We start from the raw sequence: 18,827 nt of genomic DNA, 5'->3' as shown, positions 1-18,827 counted from the left end.
GCACCGACCGGTAGCGCAGGAGAAATGGAGGGTGTACGTGAGTCCCGAGGATGTATTGGCCAACTCCGGCAATGCCGCTTGGATGCTGATCGCAGCATCACTGGTGCTGCTGATGACGCCGGGCCTGGCGTTCTTCTACGGCGGAATGTCGCAGCAGAAATCCGTCCTGAACATGATGATGATGTCGTTCGGGTCGATGACCGTCGTCGCGATCATCTACTTCCTGTGGGGATGGTCGATGTCGTACGGAACCGAGGACGTCGGCGGTCTGTTCGCCAACCCCTTCGAGTTCTTCGGTCTCAAGGATTCCATCACCGACGCCGACGGTAACTTCATCGCCGGGGCTTTCGGATACGCCAACATCATCGATGTTGCTTTCCAGGTCACCTTCGCGATCATCACTGTCGCCCTGATCTCCGGATCCATCGCAGGCCGCGTCAAGTACGGAACGTGGCTCGCATTCGCAGGCATCTGGGTCACCCTCGCGTACTTCCCGCTCGCACACATGGTGTGGGGTGGAGGATTGCTTTCGGGTTCCGAGGACGGACTCGCCGCGAAGATCTTCGGCACCACCGACGACGGAGAGGGCGGACTGGTTGCGTCGGTCGCGCCGATCGACTTCGCCGGAGGCACTGTCGTTCACATCAACGCCGGTATCGCCGGCCTCGTTCTGGCCCTCATCATCGGCAAGCGCATCGGCTTCGGCAAGATCGCGTTCCGTCCGCACAACCTCCCGTTCGTCATGCTCGGTGCGGCACTCCTGTGGTTCGGTTGGTTCGGCTTCAACGCCGGTTCCGCATTCGCCGCCGACGGCGCAGCCGGTCTCGCCTGGGTCAACACCACTGCTGCCACCGCGGCCGCCATCGCGGGCTGGCTCATCACCGAGCGCATCCGTGACGGACACGCCACCAGCCTCGGTGCCGCGTCGGGCATCGTCGCCGGCCTCGTGGCCATCACCCCCGCCGCGGGAGCACTCACGCCCGTCGGCTCGATGATCCTCGGCGTCATCGCAGGTGTCCTCTCCGCACTTGCTGTCGGCCTGAAGTTCAAGTTCGGTTACGACGATTCGCTCGACGTCGTCGGCGTGCACCTCGTCGCCGGCCTCTGGGGCACCATCGCGATCGGCTTCCTCGGTTCCGAGACCGGCCTGTTCTACGGTGGTGATTACAAGCAGCTCGTCGTGCAGATCGTGATCGCGCTGTTCGCACTCATCTTCACCGCCATCGTCACTGCGGTTATCGCCTTCGCTCTCAAGCCGCTCGGGTGGCGTGTGTCCGACGAGGAAGAAGCCAACGGAATCGACGAGGCAGAACACGCCGAGACCGCGTACGACTTCGCCTGACAAGGTAGAGATAAGAGCGAGAACTCTCGCTCCGCATGCAACCGGGCACATCAAGAGCTTGTGAAGGGAAGCAGAACAATGAAGCTGATCACGGCAATCGTCAAACCGTTCACGCTGGAGGACGTCAAGACGGGCCTCGAACAGGCCGGCGTGCTTGGCATGACGGTCAGTGAAGTTCAGGGATACGGGCGCCAGAAAGGCCACACCGAGGTCTACCGCGGCGCCGAGTACTCCGTGGACTTCGTCCCGAAGGTGCGCGTCGAGGTCGTCGTCGACGACGCGGCGGTCGAGAAGGTCGTCGAGGTCATCGTCGAAGCCGCTCGCACCGGCAAGATCGGCGACGGCAAAGTATGGGTCTCGCCGGTCGACTCGGTCATCCGAGTGCGCACCGGAGAACGTGGCGCCGATGCGCTCTGACCCACACGGGTCTCGGACAGGCGGCCTCGATTCCTCGGCTAACGCCGGGGGATCGGGGCCGTCGGTCTCGAAGGGCTCCACACCGAAGGGCTCGGCGTCGAACGACAGGTCCGGCGCGGCCGCCGACCTCGCGCGCGCCAGGAAACAGCTGCTCGACGGCGGGGCACGCAACCGTCGACTCGACGCGCCCTCGCTGCGGCAAGCCCTCGTCGATCTACACGAGTTCTGGCTCACCACCAAGGGATCCGAGCTGGGAATCAAACCCGATTCGGGATTCGCGATCGTGGCTGTCGGTGGCCTCGCGCGGCGCGAACTGCTTCCGTACTCCGATCTCGACCTGATTCTGCTGCACGACGACATGAGCCCCGAGATCGTTGCCGAGGTCGCCGACAAACTGTGGTACCCGCTGTGGGACGCGCACATCAAGCTCGACCACAGTGTGCGGACGGTGCCGCAGGCACTGCAGGTCGCTGCGACGGACATGACCGCGGCGCTCGGGATGCTCGAAGCTCGTCACATTGCCGGTGACGTGGAACTCAGCAACTTGCTGATCGGCGGAGTACGTAGGGAGTGGCGCACCGGGATACGGTCGCGCTTCGACGAACTCATCACCCAGACCTCCTCGCGGTGGACCAGAAGCGGTGAAATCGCCCACCGCGCCGAACCGGATCTCAAGAGCGGCCGGGGCGGGCTCCGTGACGTCCAACTCCTCGACGCCCTCGCCATCGCGCAATTGACCGACGGCATGCCGGGTCTCGGCCCGTCCTCTCCCGGCGGTGGACTGGCCTTCGCGCACGGTCGACTTCTCGATGTCCGCACCGAACTTCACCGCGTCGCCGGTCGAGCGCGCGATCAACTGCGTGCACAGGACGCCGACGAGATCGGTGCTGCGTTGCGTATCGGCGATCGATTCGATCTCGCACGCGTTCTCAGCGACTCGGCCCGAACCATCAGTTATTCCGTAGACGTGGGTTTGCGTACGGCGGGGAACTCTCTGCCACGACGCGGGCTCTCGCGGCTGCGACGCGCGCCGGTCCGTCGCCCCCTGGACGAGGGAGTTGTCGAGCATGCAGGCGAAGTGGTGCTCGCGCGCGATGCACGTCCGGGGAAGGATCCGGGACTGATCACGAGAGTGGCCGCCGCATCGGCGCAGACGGGGATGCCGATGTCGGCGTCGACGCTCAATCGATTGTCCGACAGCGCACCCGAATTGCGCGAGCCGTGGCCGAAGGAAGCGTTCAACGACCTTCTGGTTCTGCTCGGTTCCGGACGTCGCGCCATCGCGGCGATCGAGGCGCTGGACCGAACGGGGCTGTGGGGTCGGCTGATTCCGGAATGGGGTGCCGTGCGGGATCTTCCGCCCCGCGACGCCGTGCACACCTGGACGGTGGATCGGCACCTCGTCGAAACCGCCGCGTACGCAAGTGCTCTGACGACTCGGGTGGCTCGTCCGGATCTTCTGGTGCTCGGCGCGTTGATCCACGACATCGGAAAAGGACGCGGGGGAGACCACAGTGTGGTCGGCGCGGAGCTCGCGACGCAGATCGGTAACAGGCTGGGACTGTGGCCGTCGGACGTCGCGTTGCTCAGTGCGATGGTTCGCTTTCACCTCCTCCTTCCGGAGACCGCGACCCGCCGCGACCTCGACGACCCGGCGACGGTGGAGACCGTCGTGAACACTCTCGGTGCGGACACGGTTCTGCTGGAACTGCTGCACGCACTCGCCGAAGCAGATTCCCTCGCGACAGGCCCCGGAGTGTGGGGTGACTGGAAGGCGTCGTTGATCCGGGAACTCGTGCGCCGATGCCGCATGGTGATGGCGGGCGAAAGCCTCCCGACGCCCGATCCGCTCGATCCCGCGCACATCGCTCTGGCGGAGAAGGGCGGCGTCCACGTCGATCTGCAGCCGACCGACGGAATGCACACCTATGTCGTGACCGTCGTCGCCCCGGACACACCAGGTCTGCTGTCCGACGCTGCCGGTGTGCTCGCGCTGCACTCGTTGCGGGTGCTGTCGGCGTCGCTGGGGAGTCACGAGGGTTCGGCGGTCAATTCCTTTGCCGTCGCTCCGCTGTTCGGGACTCCGCCTCAAGCCGGGCTGCTGCGTCAGGAGATCATCCGAGCTCAGGCAGGCGAACTGGACCTGATCGCGCTGCTCGACGCCAAGGAACGTGACGCTCAGCCGATTCCGCTCGACGATCGAGCCGGGGAGACGACCGAGCCGGAGGACGATTCGGCGGTTCCGGTCGTCTACGCGCAGGCGCCTCCGCGGGTGCTGTGGTTCGACGGGTCGGACTCGGGGCAGGTGGTGCTCGAGCTCAGAGCCGAGGACAGGCTGGGACTGCTGTGTCGTCTTGCGACTGCGTTGGAGAAGCTGGGCGCAGACGTGAGATGGGCACGGGTGGCCACGCTCGGTACGTCCGTCGTCGATGCGTTCTGCATCGATCTGTCGGGGACCGACACCCGGGCGACACGGGAGGAGATCGAGAGTGCGCTGCTCGATGTGGTCCCGGCCCCGGAACCGCCGAAACCTCCGGAAAAACCGGAAGGAACCTGACGAGGCCGACCGATCGACCCGCCGTACCGACTCCACTTGTGAGTTCTCATGAAGATTCGGTTACGGTGTTTCCGGGCGAGATCGTTTTGTTATGTTTCTCGCCACAGGAACAACTTGTGAACGAGAGCGCAATTCATGCGAAACAGCCCGGCTCGGGGTGACTTTCCATGTCTCGCCGACGACTGATGAGGTACTAACTGTGGGAGCCCACCGGCGGTCGAACATTTACGTTCCGGCCACGACAGATTCGACGACACCACGCGGGCGTCACAGAGCGCAGGAGGACACGAAGGACTCCGGTATCAAGACGGCGACCATCGTTGCCGCGACGGGTGCAATCGTCGCCGGTGCGGCGCAACTGGGAACCGGGACCGCCACGGCAGCTCCGGCTCCGCTGCCCGACGCCCCCGCGGCGAGCCAGGCGTTCGGCATTCCACAGAATCTGCTTCCCGCAGGTTTCGAATTACCAGCCGGAGTTCAATTGCCGGAGAACCTGATTCCGGAAGGCTTCCAGTTGCCGCCGGGTGTCGAGATCCCGGACACCTCTGATCTGCCCGCGCTGGGACTCCCCGACGTGGGGGCTGCAGCTCAGGATCTGCTGCAGGGGCTTGCACCGCTCAAGGACAAGGCAGTGCAGCCGGTGTCGGGAGTGCTGACATCGACGTTCGGCCAGCGCTGGGGTTCGCACCACGGCGGAATCGATATCGCTGCCCCGATCGGCACGCCGGTACTCGCAGCTGCCGACGGAGTGGTGACGGCCGCGGGACCTGCGTCCGGTTTCGGCCTGTGGGTGAAAGTACTGCACGCCGACGGGACCGAGACGGTCTACGGCCACGTGGACACCTACGAGGTCGCCGAAGGGCAGCAGGTCGCCGCAGGTCAGCAGATCGCGACGGTCGGAAACCGCGGCCAGTCCACCGGTCCGCACCTTCACTTCGAGGTGCACGACGCGTCCGGGACCAAGACCGATCCGTCCGTCTGGCTGGCCACGCGGGGAGTGTCCGTCACGTGGAACGACACCGCGCGCAACGCTTGACCGAGCACGCGCTGTCCACGCCTCGCCGCCGCGGGCGCTAGGCTGGGTGCGACGTACGTGGCGGGCGGCAGGCTCGACCCGCTGTCGGCTAATACTCGCTATCGGCTCAGGAGTGCAATCGGTGTTCGAATCCCTTTCCGACAGGTTGACCGGAACCCTCAAGGACCTGCGGGGCAAGGGGCGGCTCTCCGGCGCCGACATCGACGCCACAGCCCGTGAGATCCGGCTCGCGTTGCTCGAGGCCGACGTGGCTCTGCCCGTCGTCCGCGAGTTCATCACCCGCATCAAGACCCGCGCCAAGGGCGCGGAGGTCTCGGGTGCTCTCAACCCCGCGCAGCAGGTCGTCAAGATCGTCAACGAGGAACTCGTCGGGATCCTCGGAGGCGAGACCCGCCGCTTGCAGTTCGCGAAGACCCCGCCGACGGTGATCATGCTCGCCGGTCTCCAGGGATCGGGTAAGACCACGTTGGCGGGCAAGCTGGCCAGGTGGCTGAAGGACCAGGGGCACACACCCCTGCTCGTCGCGTGTGACCTCCAGCGCCCGGGCGCCGTCAGCCAGCTGCAGATCGTCGGTGAACGAGCAGGCGCAACGGTGTTCGCGCCGCACCCGGGAACGTCCATCGGCGGCGGAGAGAACGCGCTCGGTATCTCGGCAGCCGATCCCGTCGAGGTCGCGCGCGCAGGCGTCGCCGAGGCTCGCGCCAAGCAGTTCGACATCGTCATCGTCGACACCGCAGGCCGCCTCGGTATCGACACCGAACTGATGAACCAGGCCGCGGGTATTCGCGACGCGGTTCAGCCGGACGAAACACTGTTCGTCCTCGACGCGATGGTCGGCCAGGACGCGGTCAGCACCGCGCAGGCCTTCCGGGACGGTGTCGGATTCACCGGTGTCGTACTGACCAAGCTCGACGGCGACGCACGCGGCGGCGCGGCACTGAGCGTCCGCGAGGTGACCGGCGAGCCCATCATGTTCGCGTCGACCGGTGAGAAGCTCGAGGACTTCGACGTCTTCCACCCCGACCGCATGGCCAGCCGCATCCTCGGTATGGGTGACGTACTCAGCCTGATCGAGCAAGCCGAGCAGCACTTCGACGCCGAGCAGGCCGAGGCCACGGCCAACAAGATCGGCTCCGGCCAGCTCACGCTCGACGACTTCCTCGAGCAGATGATGGCGGTTCGCAAGATGGGCCCCATCGGCAACCTCCTGGGCATGCTGCCCGGCGCCGGCCAAATGAAAGAACTGGCCAACGTCGACGAGAAGCAGTTGGATCGAGTGCAGGCAATCATTCGCGGCATGACGCCGCAGGAGCGCACCGATCCCAAGATCATCAACGCGTCACGTCGTCTGCGTATCGCCAACGGCTCGGGCGTGAAGGTCTCCGACGTCAACCAACTCGTCGATCGTTTCTTCGAAGCTCGAAAGATGATGTCCGCCATGGCAGGCCGGATGGGTATGCCGGGCGCGCGCAAGCAGGTCAGGAACAAGAAGGGCAAGAAAGGCAAGAAGGGTGGTCGGGGGCCGACGCAGCCCAAGATCCGCGGCGGTTTCCCGGGCATGCCCGGAGGTATGCCTGCGGGCATGCCGGACCTGTCGTCCATGCCCAAGGGGCTCGACCAGCTTCCTCCGGGACTCGAAGGTATCGACCTGTCACAGCTGAAGCTGCCGAAGAAGTAGATCGGCCGTGGCCGCGTATCGGGTACGAGGACGGGCACTTCCGTCCGAGAGCCTCGTCGAGATCTGGATAGTCGACGGCGCGGTGTCGTCGGAGCCCGTCGCGGGGGCCGACACGCTGGCCGACGACGGTTGGATCCTTCCCGGCCTGGTCGATGCGCACTGCCACGTCGGCATCAAGTACGGCGGCGGTCACGAGGATCTGGCGGGGTCGATCGAGCAGGCCCGCACCGAACGTGACGTGGGTGCGCTGCTGTTGCGCGACGCCGGATCACCGGTGGACACCCGTGTCCTCGACGACTACGAGGATCTGCCGCGAATCATTCGGGCGGGACGGCACATAGCGTCGCCGAAGCGGTACATCCCCGGTCTGGCGGTGGACATCGAGGACGAGTCGCAGTTACCCGACGCCGTCCGTCAGCAAGCCCGATTCGGGGACGGTTGGGTCAAGCTCGTGGGGGACTGGATCGACCGCAGTGTCGGGGATCTGCGCCCGCTGTGGGACGAACAGATCTTGAAGGCCGCGATCGACGCCGCCCACGAGGAGGGTGCACGCGTCACCGCGCACGTGTTCGGAGAGGATGCGCTGCCCGGGTTGATCGGTGCCGGCATCGATTGCATCGAGCACGGGACCGGGCTGACCGACGAGACCGTGGACATGATGGTCGAGCACGGGACCGCGCTGGTACCGACACTCGTCAACATCGAGACCTTTCCGTCGATCGCCGATTCCGCGACGAAGTATCCGGTGTACGCACGCCACATGCGCGACCTGCATTCTCGCGTCGCGGACACGGTGGGTCGCGCGCACGACGCGGGTGTGCCTATCTTCGCGGGCACCGACGCAGGCGGATCGATTCGCCACGGCCGGATTGCCGACGAGGTCCATGCACTCACCCGTATCGGGATGTCTCCCACCGACGCACTCGGCGCTGCCAGTTGGAACGCGCGAAGCTGGCTCGGTCACCCCGGTCTCGAGCACGGAGCGCCGGCCGATCTACTCGTGTACTCCGAGGACCCGCGAACCGGGCCGAATGTATTGTCCTCGCCCGACGTGATCGTGCTGCGCGGAATTCCGACCAAGCGCCCGGCGTGACATCACCTTCCGGACCCGACCCGCGCACCGGCCCCGACTGGACCGGCGAGCCCAGCTGGACGGGAATGGCACCGATGAATGCGGTGCACCACGACAGTGCCGGTTCTGCCTCGTACTGGCGAGCCGAGGAGGCCGCTGCACGCCGACGGCCGGGTGGTCGGTGGGGCATCCCGGCGGCGTCGACGGTCCTGCTCGTCAACCTCGCGGGCTTTCTTCTCGCGCCCCTGGTGTTCGACACCGACGTGCCGGGCGTCTACGTGATGGCGATCATGCTTCCGAGCCTGGCAGCCCTGACCTTGTCGCTCGCGATCAGCTGGAGGCGCGGCAACGGGCCCGTCGTCGACTTCGGCCTTCCCACCTCCGCGACGGAGTTCGGCAACCAACTCAAAACGGGTCTGGTCTGGGGTCTTGCAGCGTTGGCGGGCGCGATCGTGCTGGCCTTGGTCGTGCTGTCGCAGACGGACCTGGGGGACCAGGTGCCCCTCGCCGGGCTCGGGGTGTTGTCGCCGACGTGGAAAATCGTTCTGGCTCTGTGGATCTGGCTCGGTGCACCGTTCTGCGAAGAGGTGATGTTCCGCGGCATGGCCTGGGGCGCTCTCGAACGGCGTGTACCCCCGATGCGCGGTGCGTGGCTGGGAAACAAGTGGGTGATTCTCGTCGTCACCGCGGTTGCGTTCGCGCTCTGGCACCGGGAGGGATGGCGGCTCGTGATTCTCGTGTGGGGAGGCCTGGCCATCGGCATCGCACGTATGAGATCCGGCTCGGTTATGTCGTCCACGATCGCCCACTCGACCAACAATGCGCTCCCTGCGCTGGCGATTCTGCTCGTCGCCTGACACCGATTAACCGACATCGGGGCGCGTCTGGCACAATAAGACGCTGTTCGCCCGTCACCGGTTACGTACCGTACGGCGGTCACAACACCCCCATCAACGCAAAACCGGGTGCGCAGTCCGTGCGCACCGCTGAATTGCGCCGTGACCACAACGAAAGAGGCTCCACCTTCATGGCTGTCAAGATCAAGCTCATGCGTATCGGCAAGATCCGCACCCCGCACTACCGCGTCGTCATCGCGGACTCTCGCACCCGCCGCAACGGCCGTGCGATCGAGACCATCGGCAAGTACGAGCCCAAGCAGGACCCCAGCATCATCGACATCGACTCCGAACGCGCACAGTACTGGCTGGGCGTCGGCGCTCTGCCGACCGAGCCCGTCGAGGCTCTGCTGAAGATCACCGGTGACTGGCAGAAGTTCAAGGGCCTCCCCGGCGCCGAGGGCACCCTGCGCGTCGCAGAGCCCAAGCCGTCCAAGCTGGACCTGTTCAACGCAGCACTCGCTCAGGCCGACGCCGAGCCGCTCGGTGACGCAACCACGGCCAAGAAGAAGAAGGCACCCAAGGCCGACGACGCTGCACAGGCCGACGACGCCGCTGCCACCGAGACGGCAGACGCGCCGGCCGCCGAGGCTGCTGAGAAGTGAGTGCAGTTGTCGCCGATGCCGTCGAACATCTCGTTCGCGGCATCGTCGCCAATCCTGACGACGTACGCGTGGAGCTGATCACCGGACGCCGCGGGCGCACCGTCGAGGTGCACGTGCATCCCGACGATCTCGGCAAGGTGATCGGACGCGGTGGCCGCACGGCCACAGCGCTGCGCACACTCGTCTCCGGTATCGGCGGACGCGGAATCCGCGTCGACGTCGTCGACACCGATCAATAAGAATCGACGATGGAACTCGTAGTCGGTCGTGTGGCGAAGTCGCACGGCGTCAAAGGGGAGCTGGTCGTCGAGGTTCGCACCGACGATCCCGATGCCCGCTTCGCCGTCGGCTCGGAGCTTCGCGGACGTGCACCACGTAACCGAACCGACACGATGTCCTACACGGTGGAAGCCGCTCGGGAGCACTCCGGGCGGCTTCTGCTGCGCTTGAAGGGCGTCGCGGACCGAACGGCGGCCGACGCCCTTCGCGGCACCCTGTTCTTCGTCGAGTCGGACGATCTGCCCCCGTCCGACGATCCGGACGAGTTCTACGACCACGAGCTGGAAGGCCTGTCGGTCCGCCACGTCGACGGCACCGAGGTCGGGACGGTGAAGGAAGTGCTCCACTCCGCCGCGGGAGAGCTGCTGTCGATTTCACCGGCCGACGGATCCCGCGCCGAGATCCTGGTCCCGTTCGTCGCGGCGATCGTCACGTCCGTATCGCTGACCGACGGTGTCGTGATCGATCCACCCGAGGGTTTGCTGGATCCGGAGCCGTGATGCGCCTCTCCGTGGTGACCATCTTCCCGGAGTATCTGGAGCCGCTTCGAACAGCGTTGCTGGGCAAGGCGATCGACAAGGGCCTCGTGTCCGTCGACGTGCACGATCTGCGCGCCTGGACCCACGACGTTCACAAGGCCGTCGACGATTCTCCGTACGGCGGTGGACCGGGAATGGTCATGAAGCCCACGGTGTGGGGTGATGCGCTCGACGACGTTCTGACGCCGGAGTCTCTTCTGGTCGTTCCCACCCCTGCCGGGGTGCCGTTCACGCAGCGCACAGCCGAAAGATGGTCTCGGGAACAGCATCTGGTGTTCGCGTGCGGACGTTACGAGGGTATCGACCAACGGGTATTCGACGAAGCCTCGACGCGTGTACGCGTCGAGGAAGTGAGCATCGGCGATTACGTGCTCATCGGCGGTGAAGCCGCCGTGCTCGTTATGAGCGAAGCCGTCGTGAGACTGATGCCGGGCGTACTCGGAAACCAACAATCCCACCAGGAGGATTCGTTCTCCGACGGGTTGTTGGAAGGGCCGAGCTACACGCGACCGGTGACGTGGAGAGGACACGACGTCCCCGCCGTTCTGCTCTCCGGTGACCACGCCAGAATCGCGGCGTGGAGGCGCGAGCAGTCCCTTGCCCGGACGCGGGAACGACGACCGGACCTGCTCGCCGATTCAGACGGGCAGTCCGACCTGTAGAAGCCCGGTCAGTCGACCTTCCCGTCCGGGAACAACATCGTCACGAACCCGGTGAGTGTGTCGCGCGCATGCTGAGCGCTGCTGTCGTCGGTCACGTCCACCACGGCGGTATCGGGGTAGTGATCCATGTCGTCCTCGTAATGGATCTCTTCCCGCGAGATCAAGGCCACCACGAAACGGTTGTCGACACCGACGGTGCCGGTGGACAGATGCAACCAGCGATCCGCGATGCAACACATCCACCCCTGCTTGATGGCGTGCACCGGCTCACCGGGAAGTCCGTCCACGATGCCGAAATGCTGGTGATAACCGTCGGTGGCCACGGGAGTCGACTCGCGGAGAAGGCCGATCATGAGCGAGGTCGACGCGGGGGACAGCCCACCGGACCCGTCGAGCACCGCAGAGTAGTAGCGCACGAGTTCGGCGGCCGTCGTCGTCGTGTTCCACCACTGGCCGTCCCACGGCGGCGCCGTTGCGGTCAGCCCGTATCGCTGCGCGATGCGCGTGACGATGTCACCCGCGCCGTACTTGTACCAGAGGGTGTTCGCGGCGTTGTCGTCCGACGACTCGAGCATCGTCGTCATTGCCTCCAGGTCGTCGGCGTCGACCGGTACGCCTGCCAGTTCCGCGCCCTTCAGTACGTCGTCCGCGATGAAGAGCTTCGACACCGACGCCGTCTCGATCTGCTCGGTGTCACCCGCGGCGAAATAATCTCCGGTCACGCGATCCAACAACGCGAAGTCCACGTCGGCGCCGCGTTCGGCGGAGGAACGGAGTGCTTCGGGGATGCGGGAGTCGAGGTCGAGGTCGTCGACGACCTCGGTATCGGGAAACGGTGATTCGCTCGTGCTCGGAGTGCCGCTGACGGCCGAGTCCTCGGGGACGCTGCAGCCCGAGAAGAGAACCGTTATCGCAGCGAGGAGTGCGGCGCAGGAAACTGCCAGGACTTGCATCGGCCTGGACATCTCGAGTTCTCCCACACTGGTCCGTCGAACAACATGTCCCACACTAGCTGTAGGGTCGTGCGCCGTGACGATTGCTCTGAAAACTGTGAACAAGCGCATAGCCGAGGAACTCGACGTCCGCGAGGATCAGGTCACCGCAGCGGTGGACCTTCTCGACGGCGGATCGACGGTCCCGTTCATCGCCCGGTACCGCAAGGAAGTCACCGGCATGCTCGACGACGCGCAACTGCGGCAACTCGAAGAGCGCCTGCGCTACCTGCGTGAGCTCGACGAGCGTCGTGACGCAGTCATCGAGTCCATTCGCTCGCAGGGAAAACTGGACGAGGCGCTCGAACAGTCGTTGATGCTGGCCGAGACCAAAGCCCGCGTCGAGGACATCTACCTGCCGTTCAAGCCGAAGCGGCGCACCAAGGCTCAGATCGCTCGCGAAGCCGGCCACGAACCGGTCGCCGACGCGCTCATCACGAACCCGGATACCGATCCTGCATCGTTCGATACCGAGCAGCTCGACGGTGCGCGGGCCATTCTGGTCGAGCGGTTCGCCGAGGACGCCGACCTCGTCGGTGAGCTTCGTGAGCTCATGTGGACCCGTGGCCAGTTGACGTCGACGGTGCGCAAGGGCAAAGAAGACGAGGGCGCGAAGTTCGCCGACTACTTCGAATTCTCCGAGCCGTTCACGACGCTGCCGTCGCACCGCATTCTCGCTGCACTGCGTGGAGAGAAGGAGGAGGTGCTCTCGCTCGGTCTCGAACCCGAGCAAGAGGAGCAGGCCCCCGGTGTCCCGACGGTGTACGAAGGTCGAATCGCCGCGAAATTCGGCATCGCGGATCGTGGTCGTCGTGCGGACCGCTGGTTGCTCGACACCGTCCGGTGGGCGTGGCGAACCAAGCTCGTCGTGACGCTCGCGATCGACGTTCGCATGCGACTACGTCAGTCCGCGGAGAAAGACGCCGTCGACGTGTTCGCCTCCAACCTGAAGGATCTGCTGTTGGCGGCACCAGCAGGCAACCGCGCGACGATGGGGCTCGACCCGGGGTTCCGTACCGGAACCAAGGTCGCCGTCGTCGATTCCACCGGAAAGGTCGTGGACTACGACACGATCTATCCGCACAAGCCGCAGGGCAAGTGGGATCAGGCTCTGGCCACCCTGGCAGCGTTGGCGGCCAAGCATTCCGTGCAGCTCATCGCCATCGGGAACGGCACTGCGTCACGCGAGACCGATTCGTTGGCCGCGGAGCTGATCGCGAAGTACCCGGCAGCAGGTCTGACCAAGATCGTCGTGTCCGAGGCAGGCGCGTCGGTCTACTCCGCTTCGGCCTACGCATCGAGCGAGCTTCCCGAACTCGACGTGTCCATCCGCGGTGCGGTGTCGATCGCGCGTCGTCTCCAGGATCCGTTGGCCGAGCTGGTCAAGATCGATCCCAAATCCATCGGTGTCGGCCAGTATCAGCACGACATCTCCGAGTCCCTTCTCGCGCGCTCGCTCGGTGCCGTCGTCGAAGACGCGGTGAACGCGGTGGGCGTGGACGTCAACACGGCTTCGGTGCCGCTGTTGTCCCGTGTGTCCGGCATCGCAGGTTCCTTGGCGGAAAGTATCGTGGCGCACCGCGATCAACACGGTCCGTTCGCCAGCAGGTCCAAGCTGAAGGATGTTGCGCGCTTGGGCCCCAAGGCATTCGAGCAGTGCGCGGGCTTCCTCCGTATCTCCGGCGGGGACGATCCTCTGGACCGTTCGAGTGTCCACCCCGAGGCATACCCCGTAGTGCGCAAGATCGTCGATTCGGCAGGAGTCGGCGTACGCGAGGTCATCGGCAACACGTCGCTGCTCCGCGGACTGGACCCACGGACCTTCGCCGACGACCGGTTCGGAATCCCGACCGTCAGCGACATCATCACCGAACTCGAGAAGCCCGGCCGTGACCCGCGCCCCGAATTCAAGACGGCCACCTTCGCCGCCGGAATCGAGAAGGTCGCGGATCTGCAGCCCGGGATGACCCTGGAGGGCGTGGTCACCAACGTCGCGGCGTTCGGCGCATTCGTCGACGTCGGTGTGCACCAGGACGGGCTCGTTCACGTCTCCGCGATGTCGCACAACTTCGTCAAGGACCCCAGGGAAGTCGTCAAGAGCGGCGACGTCGTGAAGGTCAAGGTCATGGAGGTCGACATTCCGCGCCAGCGCATCGGGCTGAGTCTGCGTCTCGACGACGAGCCGGGTGTGTCCGCGAAGGACAAGCCGCGCAGCACCGGTGGTCCCCGCGGTGGTGGTTCCCGCGGTGGGGGCGCTTCTCGCGGTGGTGACGGGCAGGATCGTCGTCAGCAGCCCCGGCGGGACAACCGCGGTGGACGACAGGCCTCCGTGCCTGCCGGTGGGTCGATGGCCGATGCGCTGCGCAAGGCAGGATTCGGTAAGTAGCATACGACCGGTGGCACGCCCGTCCACGAGGAGCACGATGCAGCGGTGAGTTGGTTGGATCGCGAGATCGTCGCGCACGGACGGCTGCCGTTGCTCTGCTTCCTTCTCGGCTTCCTTGCCGGTTTCCTGCTGATCAGGCTCAGCGTCAGGATGATTCGAGCCCAGGTGAAGTGGTGGCCGGGCAACATCACTCCCGGCGGACAGCACATCCACCACGTCGTGTTCGGGATCGTGCTCATGCTCGTGTCCGGCATCTCGCTGGTTGCGGTGTTCGAGGACGGCACTCGGGAGACCGGAGCCGTCCTCGCAGCCCTGTTCGGTGTGGGCGCTGCACTCGTTCTCGACGAGTTCGCGCTGGTGTTCTATCTGAAGGACGTCTACTGGTCCGAGCAGGGCAGAGCATCCGTCGACGCGGTGTTCGTCGCCGTGGCGGGGACGGGGTTGTTGCTGCTCGGGTTTCACCCGCTTGCTCTGCTGAACATCGCCGATATCCGCGCGGACGCCGACCCGGTGGTTCGTGCGGGGTTCGTTGCACTGGCGATGGCCCACCTCGCACTGTGCGCCGTCGTGTTGGCGAAGGGGAAGATCTGGACCGGACTGATCGGGTTGTTCTTCGCCCCCATTCTTTTCGTGGGGGCGCTTCGTCTGGGCAGACCGGGCTCGCCGTGGGCGCGGTGGCTTTACACCCGCCGACCCCGGAAGATGGAACGCTCGTTGCGGAGAGAACGCACCATTCGTCGTCCGGCGATTCGTGCGAAGATCTACCTGCAGGATCTGGTGGCCGGAAAACCCAGCATCGACCACGTGCTCGCGGCGACGGAGGACGAATTGGATCGGACCGTTCAGGCAGCGCCTGCCCCGACCGAGTGACACCGGATCGCCCGCCGGCGGTCGCCGTGGCGATTTCGCGTTAACGTCGGTGGTCTGGCACAATGGTCAGGTTGCCTGTACCAGGCACAGACCTAATCGGAGTACGAACCAGCCGAGTTCCGTGTAGTCGGATTTCTGTCCGAACGTGCGGTACCGCTCGGTTCCTCTACTCGTGCGAAGAACGCAAGGATGGCCACACCGATGAACACTCTGGATTTCTTGGACAAGCAGTCGCTGCGCAGCGACATTCCTGACTTCCGCCCCGGCGACACGCTCAACGTGCACGTCAAGGTTATCGAAGGCTCGAAAGAGCGCGTGCAGATCTTCAAGGGCGTCGTGATTCGCCGCCAGGGTGGTGGCGTTCGTGAGACGTTCACCGTTCGTAAGGTGTCGTTCGGCGTCGGTGTCGAGCGCACCTTCCCGGTCCACAGCCCCAACATCGCGCAGATCGACGTCCTCACCCGCGGTGACGTTCGTCGCGCCAAGCTGTACTACCTCCGCGATCTGCGTGGCAAGGCCGCCAAGATCAAGGAAAAGCGCTGACGTAAGCGCGTCCGGCCGTATTTCCACGACAGCCGCATTACCCCGTCATGGGTGGTGCGGCTGTCGTGCTTTCGGTGTACCGGTCGATCACGAAAACCGGGTGCGGCTAATCTGGTGCGGTGTCAGATGCCCCGCAGGATCCACACGATCGATCCGAGTCGCGCTCCGATGAGCCGAATGCACCCCGTAAGGAAAAGAAGAAGCAGCGTTCGTTCTGGCGTGAGCTGCCGATTCTCGTTCTGGTCGCTCTGGTCCTGAGTTTTCTGCTGCAGACCTTCATCGCACGCGTGTATCTGATTCCGTCCGAGTCGATGGAGCCGACGCTGCACGGTTGTGCCGGCTGCACCGGGGACCGGATCGTCGTGGAGAAGATCGGCTACCGCTTCGGTGATCCGAAACCCGGGGATGTCGTGGTCTTCCGTGGGCCGGATTCGTGGAACAGCGACTTCGTGTCCACTCGGTCGGACAACACGATCGTCCGCGGGGCCCAGGAAGTGGGTTCGCTCATCGGCATAGTGGCTCCCGACGAGAACGATCTGGTCAAACGAGTCATCGCGACCGGAGGCCAAACAGTCGAGTGCTGCGATGATCAGGGACGGGTTCTCGTCGACGGCAAGCCGCTGGACGAGCCGTACGTACAAATGGATTTCCCGTTCACGCCGGGTGTGTTGACGTGTGACACCGAGTTGAAGTCCGGTCGCTGCTTTCCTGCGGTGACGGTCCCCGAAGGCAACCTGTGGGTGATGGGCGACAATCGCAGCAACTCCGCGGACTCCAGGTTTCACGTGTCCGACGAACTGATGGGCACGGTTCCCGTCGACAACGTCATCGGCAAGGCGTTCCTCATTGCACTTCCGCCCTCGCGCTGGGGAACTCTCGATTCACCGGACATCCAGGGGCAGTGAGCCGACAGCACCGATGGTCAGTACCAGTCGATCGCGTGGCCGCCCGCCGTGGCCACCTCGTCCTGTCATCCGTAGGTCCTCGGGCCTGCGGACGATGGAGTCGGCCCTCGATCGAGGCGGTCTGGGACCGGTGGCGGGCGTCGACGAGGCGGGCAGGGGTGCGTGTGCGGGTCCGCTGACCGTTGCGGCCTGCATCCTGGGCCCCAAGCCGTACGCGTCGCTGGCCGATCTGAACGATTCGAAGAAGCTGACCGAGAAACGCCGCGAGGAACTGTTCCCCAAGATCACCCGGTTGGCCCTCGCGTGGAGCGTCGTGTTCATCGAGGCCGAGGAAATCGATCGGATCGGCGTCCACGTCGCCAACATCGAAGGGATGCGTCGCGCCGTGGCAGGTCTGGGAACGACTCCCGGTTACGTGTTGACCGACGGGTTCCGGGTGCCCGGCCTGCCCGCTCCGTCACTTCCGGTGATCGGCGGGGACGCGACGGCGGCCTGCATTGCGGCTGCGAGCGTCCTGGCCAAAGTGTCCCGAGATCGAGTCATGGTCGACATGGACTCGCGCTATCCCGGATACGGTTTCGCGGTGCACAAGGGATACAGCACGAAGATTCATGCGGCAGCGATGACCGAGCTCGGCCCGTGCGCCGAGCATCGGATGTCCTACGCGAACGTGGCCGCAGCACAAAAGGGTGTCGATGCAGTTGCGTCCGTGCTGGGCCGAATGGACCTGGACGAACGGAGTGCGCGATGATGAACGTTCGATGCCGAGCAAGAACGAGGATGAGAGAAAACCGATGAGTGCCGAAGATCTCGAAAAGTACGAAACCGAGATGGAGCTCTCGTTGTACCGGGAGTACCGGGACATCGTCGGGCAATTCAACTACGTCGTCGAAACCGAACGACGTTTTTATCTCGCCAATTCGGTGGAGCTGATTCCGCACAACGCGGACGGTGAGATCTATTTCGAACTTCGTATGTCCGACGCCTGGGTGTGGGATATGTACCGCCCGGCCCGTTTCGTCAAGCACGTCCGGGTGATCACGTTCAAGGACGTCAACATCGAGGAACTCGAAAAGCCGGACCTCCGGCTGCCCGAGTAGCGGGAACAGTCGGTGTCGGTCACCGTCTGGTTGCTGGTGCTCGCGTCCATCGTGTACCTCTTCGGCCGCCGTCGGCGCCGACGGAACGTAATGGTCGTTGCGCAGTTGATCGGCGTCGCTGCGGTGTGCTTGGTGGTAGGTCAGGTCGCCTGGCAGTTACTCGGTTCGTAGATCGAGTGCAGCTCCGTTCGGTGTCGAATTGTGTTGTGGTGCAACAGATCGAAGAATTCGAAGCGGAATTCGCACGTCGATCCCGCTTTTTTCTTTCCTGACACCGTGCTGTGAATCGCACTCATTCTTTTGAAACCGGCGATACACGGTGGTAAAAAGAATCGATCAGCACATTCCTTTGACGGTTAGAGGTTCGGACATGGCGCGCAAGACTCTCGTCCAAATGATCGATGATGTCGACGGATCGGTCATCAAAGAGGGGCAAGGGGAAACCATCGAATTCGGTATCGGTGGCAACCAGTACCGGATCGATTTGAACTTGAAGCACGCAAACGAACTTCACGAACAACTTGCGTTCTGGATCGAGCACGCAGAAAAGGTGTCCGGTCGTAAACCTCGCAAAGGATCTGCGTCTTCTTCCCGAGCCAAGGCAGATCTTCAGGACATCCGAGCCTGGGCGCGGGAGAACGGTCACGAAGTGAGTGCCCGCGGACGAATCAGCCAGGACGTACAGGCTGCGTACGAGGCCGCACACTAGCGTCACTGCCTGGTCTCTTTCGGATGCCCCCGCTGTGCACAGCGGGGGCATTGTCGTGTTCGGGTGCTGTTCGGCGCCGCGTTCGCCCCTATCATTCGAGACCGACATCATCCGAACTATTTCGGTCCCGGGCACGTGCCTAATCCACAGTCTTCTTGAATTCCACAGGGCAGAATTCGACGTGGGAATTCACCGTTGTGCCGATCATCCGCTCGTGCATCGTTCGATCAGGTTCTGCC

General features: G+C 64.6%; 20 protein-coding genes. 19 read left to right on the top strand and 1 reads right to left on the bottom strand.

Translation table 11 applies throughout. The annotated features are described in order from the left end of the window. Positions 1 to 82 precede the first annotated feature (82 nt). The 11 genes from CH293_RS25575 (at position 83) to trmD (ending at position 11,083) form a co-directional block, all read left to right on the top strand. On the top strand, positions 83 to 1,342 hold the full coding sequence (locus tag CH293_RS25575) for an ammonium transporter (RefSeq protein WP_170945376.1): 1,260 nt from the start codon (positions 83 to 85) through the stop codon (positions 1,340 to 1,342). Between the two features lie 78 nt (positions 1,343 to 1,420). After that, the gene (locus tag CH293_RS25570; RefSeq protein WP_019664269.1) at positions 1,421 to 1,759 is read left to right on the top strand and encodes a P-II family nitrogen regulator; all 339 of its coding nucleotides are present in this window, start codon (positions 1,421 to 1,423) and stop codon (positions 1,757 to 1,759) included. Further along, complete coding sequence (locus tag CH293_RS25565; protein ID WP_176460124.1) at positions 1,749 to 4,316, top strand: [protein-PII] uridylyltransferase; 2,568 nt, start codon at positions 1,749 to 1,751, stop codon at positions 4,314 to 4,316. The genes CH293_RS25570 and CH293_RS25565 overlap by 11 nt, the downstream gene beginning before the upstream one ends. Before the next feature lie 199 nt (positions 4,317 to 4,515). Continuing rightward, positions 4,516 to 5,352, top strand: a complete 837-nt coding sequence (locus tag CH293_RS25560; protein WP_094721826.1) for a M23 family metallopeptidase — start codon at positions 4,516 to 4,518, stop codon at positions 5,350 to 5,352. 121 nt (positions 5,353 to 5,473) lie between these two features. Continuing rightward, positions 5,474 to 7,030 (top strand): signal recognition particle protein, encoded by a 1,557-nt coding sequence (gene ffh, locus CH293_RS25555; protein ID WP_037111571.1) that lies wholly within the window; start codon positions 5,474 to 5,476, stop codon positions 7,028 to 7,030. Positions 7,031 to 7,037: 7 nt separating this feature from the next. Beyond that, positions 7,038 to 8,123, top strand: coding sequence for an amidohydrolase family protein (locus CH293_RS25550; protein WP_094721825.1), 1,086 nt, complete (start codon positions 7,038 to 7,040; stop codon positions 8,121 to 8,123). Next, positions 8,120 to 8,959, top strand: a complete 840-nt coding sequence (locus tag CH293_RS25545; RefSeq protein WP_094721824.1) for a CPBP family intramembrane glutamic endopeptidase — start codon at positions 8,120 to 8,122, stop codon at positions 8,957 to 8,959. Before CH293_RS25550 ends, CH293_RS25545 begins: the two co-directional genes overlap by 4 nt. 170 nt (positions 8,960 to 9,129) lie before the next feature. Further along, positions 9,130 to 9,603: a 30S ribosomal protein S16 gene (gene rpsP, locus CH293_RS25540; RefSeq protein ID WP_037111410.1), complete on the top strand. Its 474-nt coding sequence runs from the start codon at positions 9,130 to 9,132 to the stop codon at positions 9,601 to 9,603. Further along, on the top strand, positions 9,600 to 9,842 hold the full coding sequence (locus CH293_RS25535) for an RNA-binding protein (protein WP_003939023.1): 243 nt from the start codon (positions 9,600 to 9,602) through the stop codon (positions 9,840 to 9,842). The genes rpsP and CH293_RS25535 overlap by 4 nt, the downstream gene beginning before the upstream one ends. Before the next feature lie 9 nt (positions 9,843 to 9,851). Further along, positions 9,852 to 10,382 carry a ribosome maturation factor RimM gene (rimM, locus tag CH293_RS25530; protein ID WP_094721823.1) on the top strand — a complete coding sequence of 177 codons (531 nt, stop codon included), beginning with the start codon at positions 9,852 to 9,854 and terminating at the stop codon, positions 10,380 to 10,382. Beyond that, a complete protein-coding gene (trmD, locus tag CH293_RS25525) occupies positions 10,382 to 11,083 on the top strand; it encodes a tRNA (guanosine(37)-N1)-methyltransferase TrmD (protein ID WP_094721822.1) in 702 nt (233 codons plus the stop codon). The genes rimM and trmD overlap by 1 nt, the downstream gene beginning before the upstream one ends. Before the next feature lie 8 nt (positions 11,084 to 11,091). Here the strand turns inward: trmD and CH293_RS25520 are convergent, their stop codons facing one another. Next, entirely contained in the window at positions 11,092 to 12,048 is a 957-nt protein-coding gene (locus tag CH293_RS25520) for a serine hydrolase (protein WP_255122976.1), read from the bottom strand. Between the two features lie 64 nt (positions 12,049 to 12,112). On the opposite strand from CH293_RS25520, the gene CH293_RS25515 reads away from it, so the two are divergent. From CH293_RS25515 to CH293_RS25485, 8 genes are all read left to right on the top strand, one after another. After that, on the top strand, positions 12,113 to 14,461 hold the full coding sequence (locus CH293_RS25515) for a Tex family protein (protein WP_176460123.1): 2,349 nt from the start codon (positions 12,113 to 12,115) through the stop codon (positions 14,459 to 14,461). Between the two features lie 54 nt (positions 14,462 to 14,515). After that, the gene (locus CH293_RS25510; protein ID WP_094721819.1) at positions 14,516 to 15,331 is read left to right on the top strand and encodes a hypothetical protein; all 816 of its coding nucleotides are present in this window, start codon (positions 14,516 to 14,518) and stop codon (positions 15,329 to 15,331) included. A gap of 201 nt (positions 15,332 to 15,532) precedes the next feature. Further along, positions 15,533 to 15,874 carry a 50S ribosomal protein L19 gene (gene rplS, locus CH293_RS25505; RefSeq protein ID WP_026347639.1) on the top strand — a complete coding sequence of 114 codons (342 nt, stop codon included), beginning with the start codon at positions 15,533 to 15,535 and terminating at the stop codon, positions 15,872 to 15,874. Between the two features lie 119 nt (positions 15,875 to 15,993). After that, the gene (gene lepB / locus CH293_RS25500) at positions 15,994 to 16,779 is read left to right on the top strand and encodes a signal peptidase I (RefSeq protein WP_037111416.1); all 786 of its coding nucleotides are present in this window, start codon (positions 15,994 to 15,996) and stop codon (positions 16,777 to 16,779) included. 13 nt (positions 16,780 to 16,792) lie between these two features. Further along, positions 16,793 to 17,530 (top strand): ribonuclease HII, encoded by a 738-nt coding sequence (locus tag CH293_RS25495; protein ID WP_080733024.1) that lies wholly within the window; start codon positions 16,793 to 16,795, stop codon positions 17,528 to 17,530. A 43-nt stretch (positions 17,531 to 17,573) separates the two neighbouring features. Beyond that, entirely contained in the window at positions 17,574 to 17,879 is a 306-nt protein-coding gene (locus CH293_RS25490) for a DUF2469 domain-containing protein (RefSeq protein WP_019664254.1), read from the top strand. A 12-nt stretch (positions 17,880 to 17,891) separates the two neighbouring features. Then, positions 17,892 to 18,050 (top strand): Loki-CTERM sorting domain-containing protein, encoded by a 159-nt coding sequence (locus CH293_RS28305; RefSeq protein WP_176460122.1) that lies wholly within the window; start codon positions 17,892 to 17,894, stop codon positions 18,048 to 18,050. A 199-nt stretch (positions 18,051 to 18,249) separates the two neighbouring features. Further along, a complete protein-coding gene (locus tag CH293_RS25485) occupies positions 18,250 to 18,588 on the top strand; it encodes an Lsr2 family protein (protein ID WP_037111419.1) in 339 nt (112 codons plus the stop codon). Positions 18,589 to 18,827 lie beyond the last annotated feature (239 nt).

Origin of the sequence: Rhodococcus sp. 14-2470-1b (genome assembly GCF_002259415.1) — a bacterium.
Lineage (GTDB): Bacteria > Actinomycetota > Actinomycetes > Mycobacteriales > Mycobacteriaceae > Rhodococcoides.
The sequence above is the reverse complement of the archived record's forward strand: the minus strand, read 5'-3'. Positions and strand labels throughout refer to the sequence as shown.

Excerpts from the sequence above, each read along its gene's own strand:
- CH293_RS25575 (WP_170945376.1), top strand. The coding sequence starts at position 83 with ATGCTGATCGCAGCATCACTGGTGCTGCTGATGACGCCGGGCCTGGCG.
- CH293_RS25570 (WP_019664269.1), top strand. The coding sequence starts at position 1,421 with ATGAAGCTGATCACGGCAATCGTCAAACCGTTCACGCTGGAGGACGTC.
- CH293_RS25565 (WP_176460124.1), top strand. The coding sequence starts at position 1,749 with ATGCGCTCTGACCCACACGGGTCTCGGACAGGCGGCCTCGATTCCTCG.
- rpsP (WP_037111410.1), top strand. The coding sequence starts at position 9,130 with ATGGCTGTCAAGATCAAGCTCATGCGTATCGGCAAGATCCGCACCCCG.
- rimM (WP_094721823.1), top strand. The coding sequence starts at position 9,852 with ATGGAACTCGTAGTCGGTCGTGTGGCGAAGTCGCACGGCGTCAAAGGG.
- trmD (WP_094721822.1), top strand. The coding sequence starts at position 10,382 with ATGCGCCTCTCCGTGGTGACCATCTTCCCGGAGTATCTGGAGCCGCTT.
- CH293_RS25520 (WP_255122976.1), bottom strand. The coding sequence starts at position 12,048 with ATGTCCAGGCCGATGCAAGTCCTGGCAGTTTCCTGCGCCGCACTCCTC.
- rplS (WP_026347639.1), top strand. The coding sequence starts at position 15,533 with ATGAACACTCTGGATTTCTTGGACAAGCAGTCGCTGCGCAGCGACATT.
- CH293_RS25495 (WP_080733024.1), top strand. The coding sequence starts at position 16,793 with ATGGTCAGTACCAGTCGATCGCGTGGCCGCCCGCCGTGGCCACCTCGT.
- CH293_RS25490 (WP_019664254.1), top strand. The coding sequence starts at position 17,574 with ATGAGTGCCGAAGATCTCGAAAAGTACGAAACCGAGATGGAGCTCTCG.
- CH293_RS25485 (WP_037111419.1), top strand. The coding sequence starts at position 18,250 with ATGGCGCGCAAGACTCTCGTCCAAATGATCGATGATGTCGACGGATCG.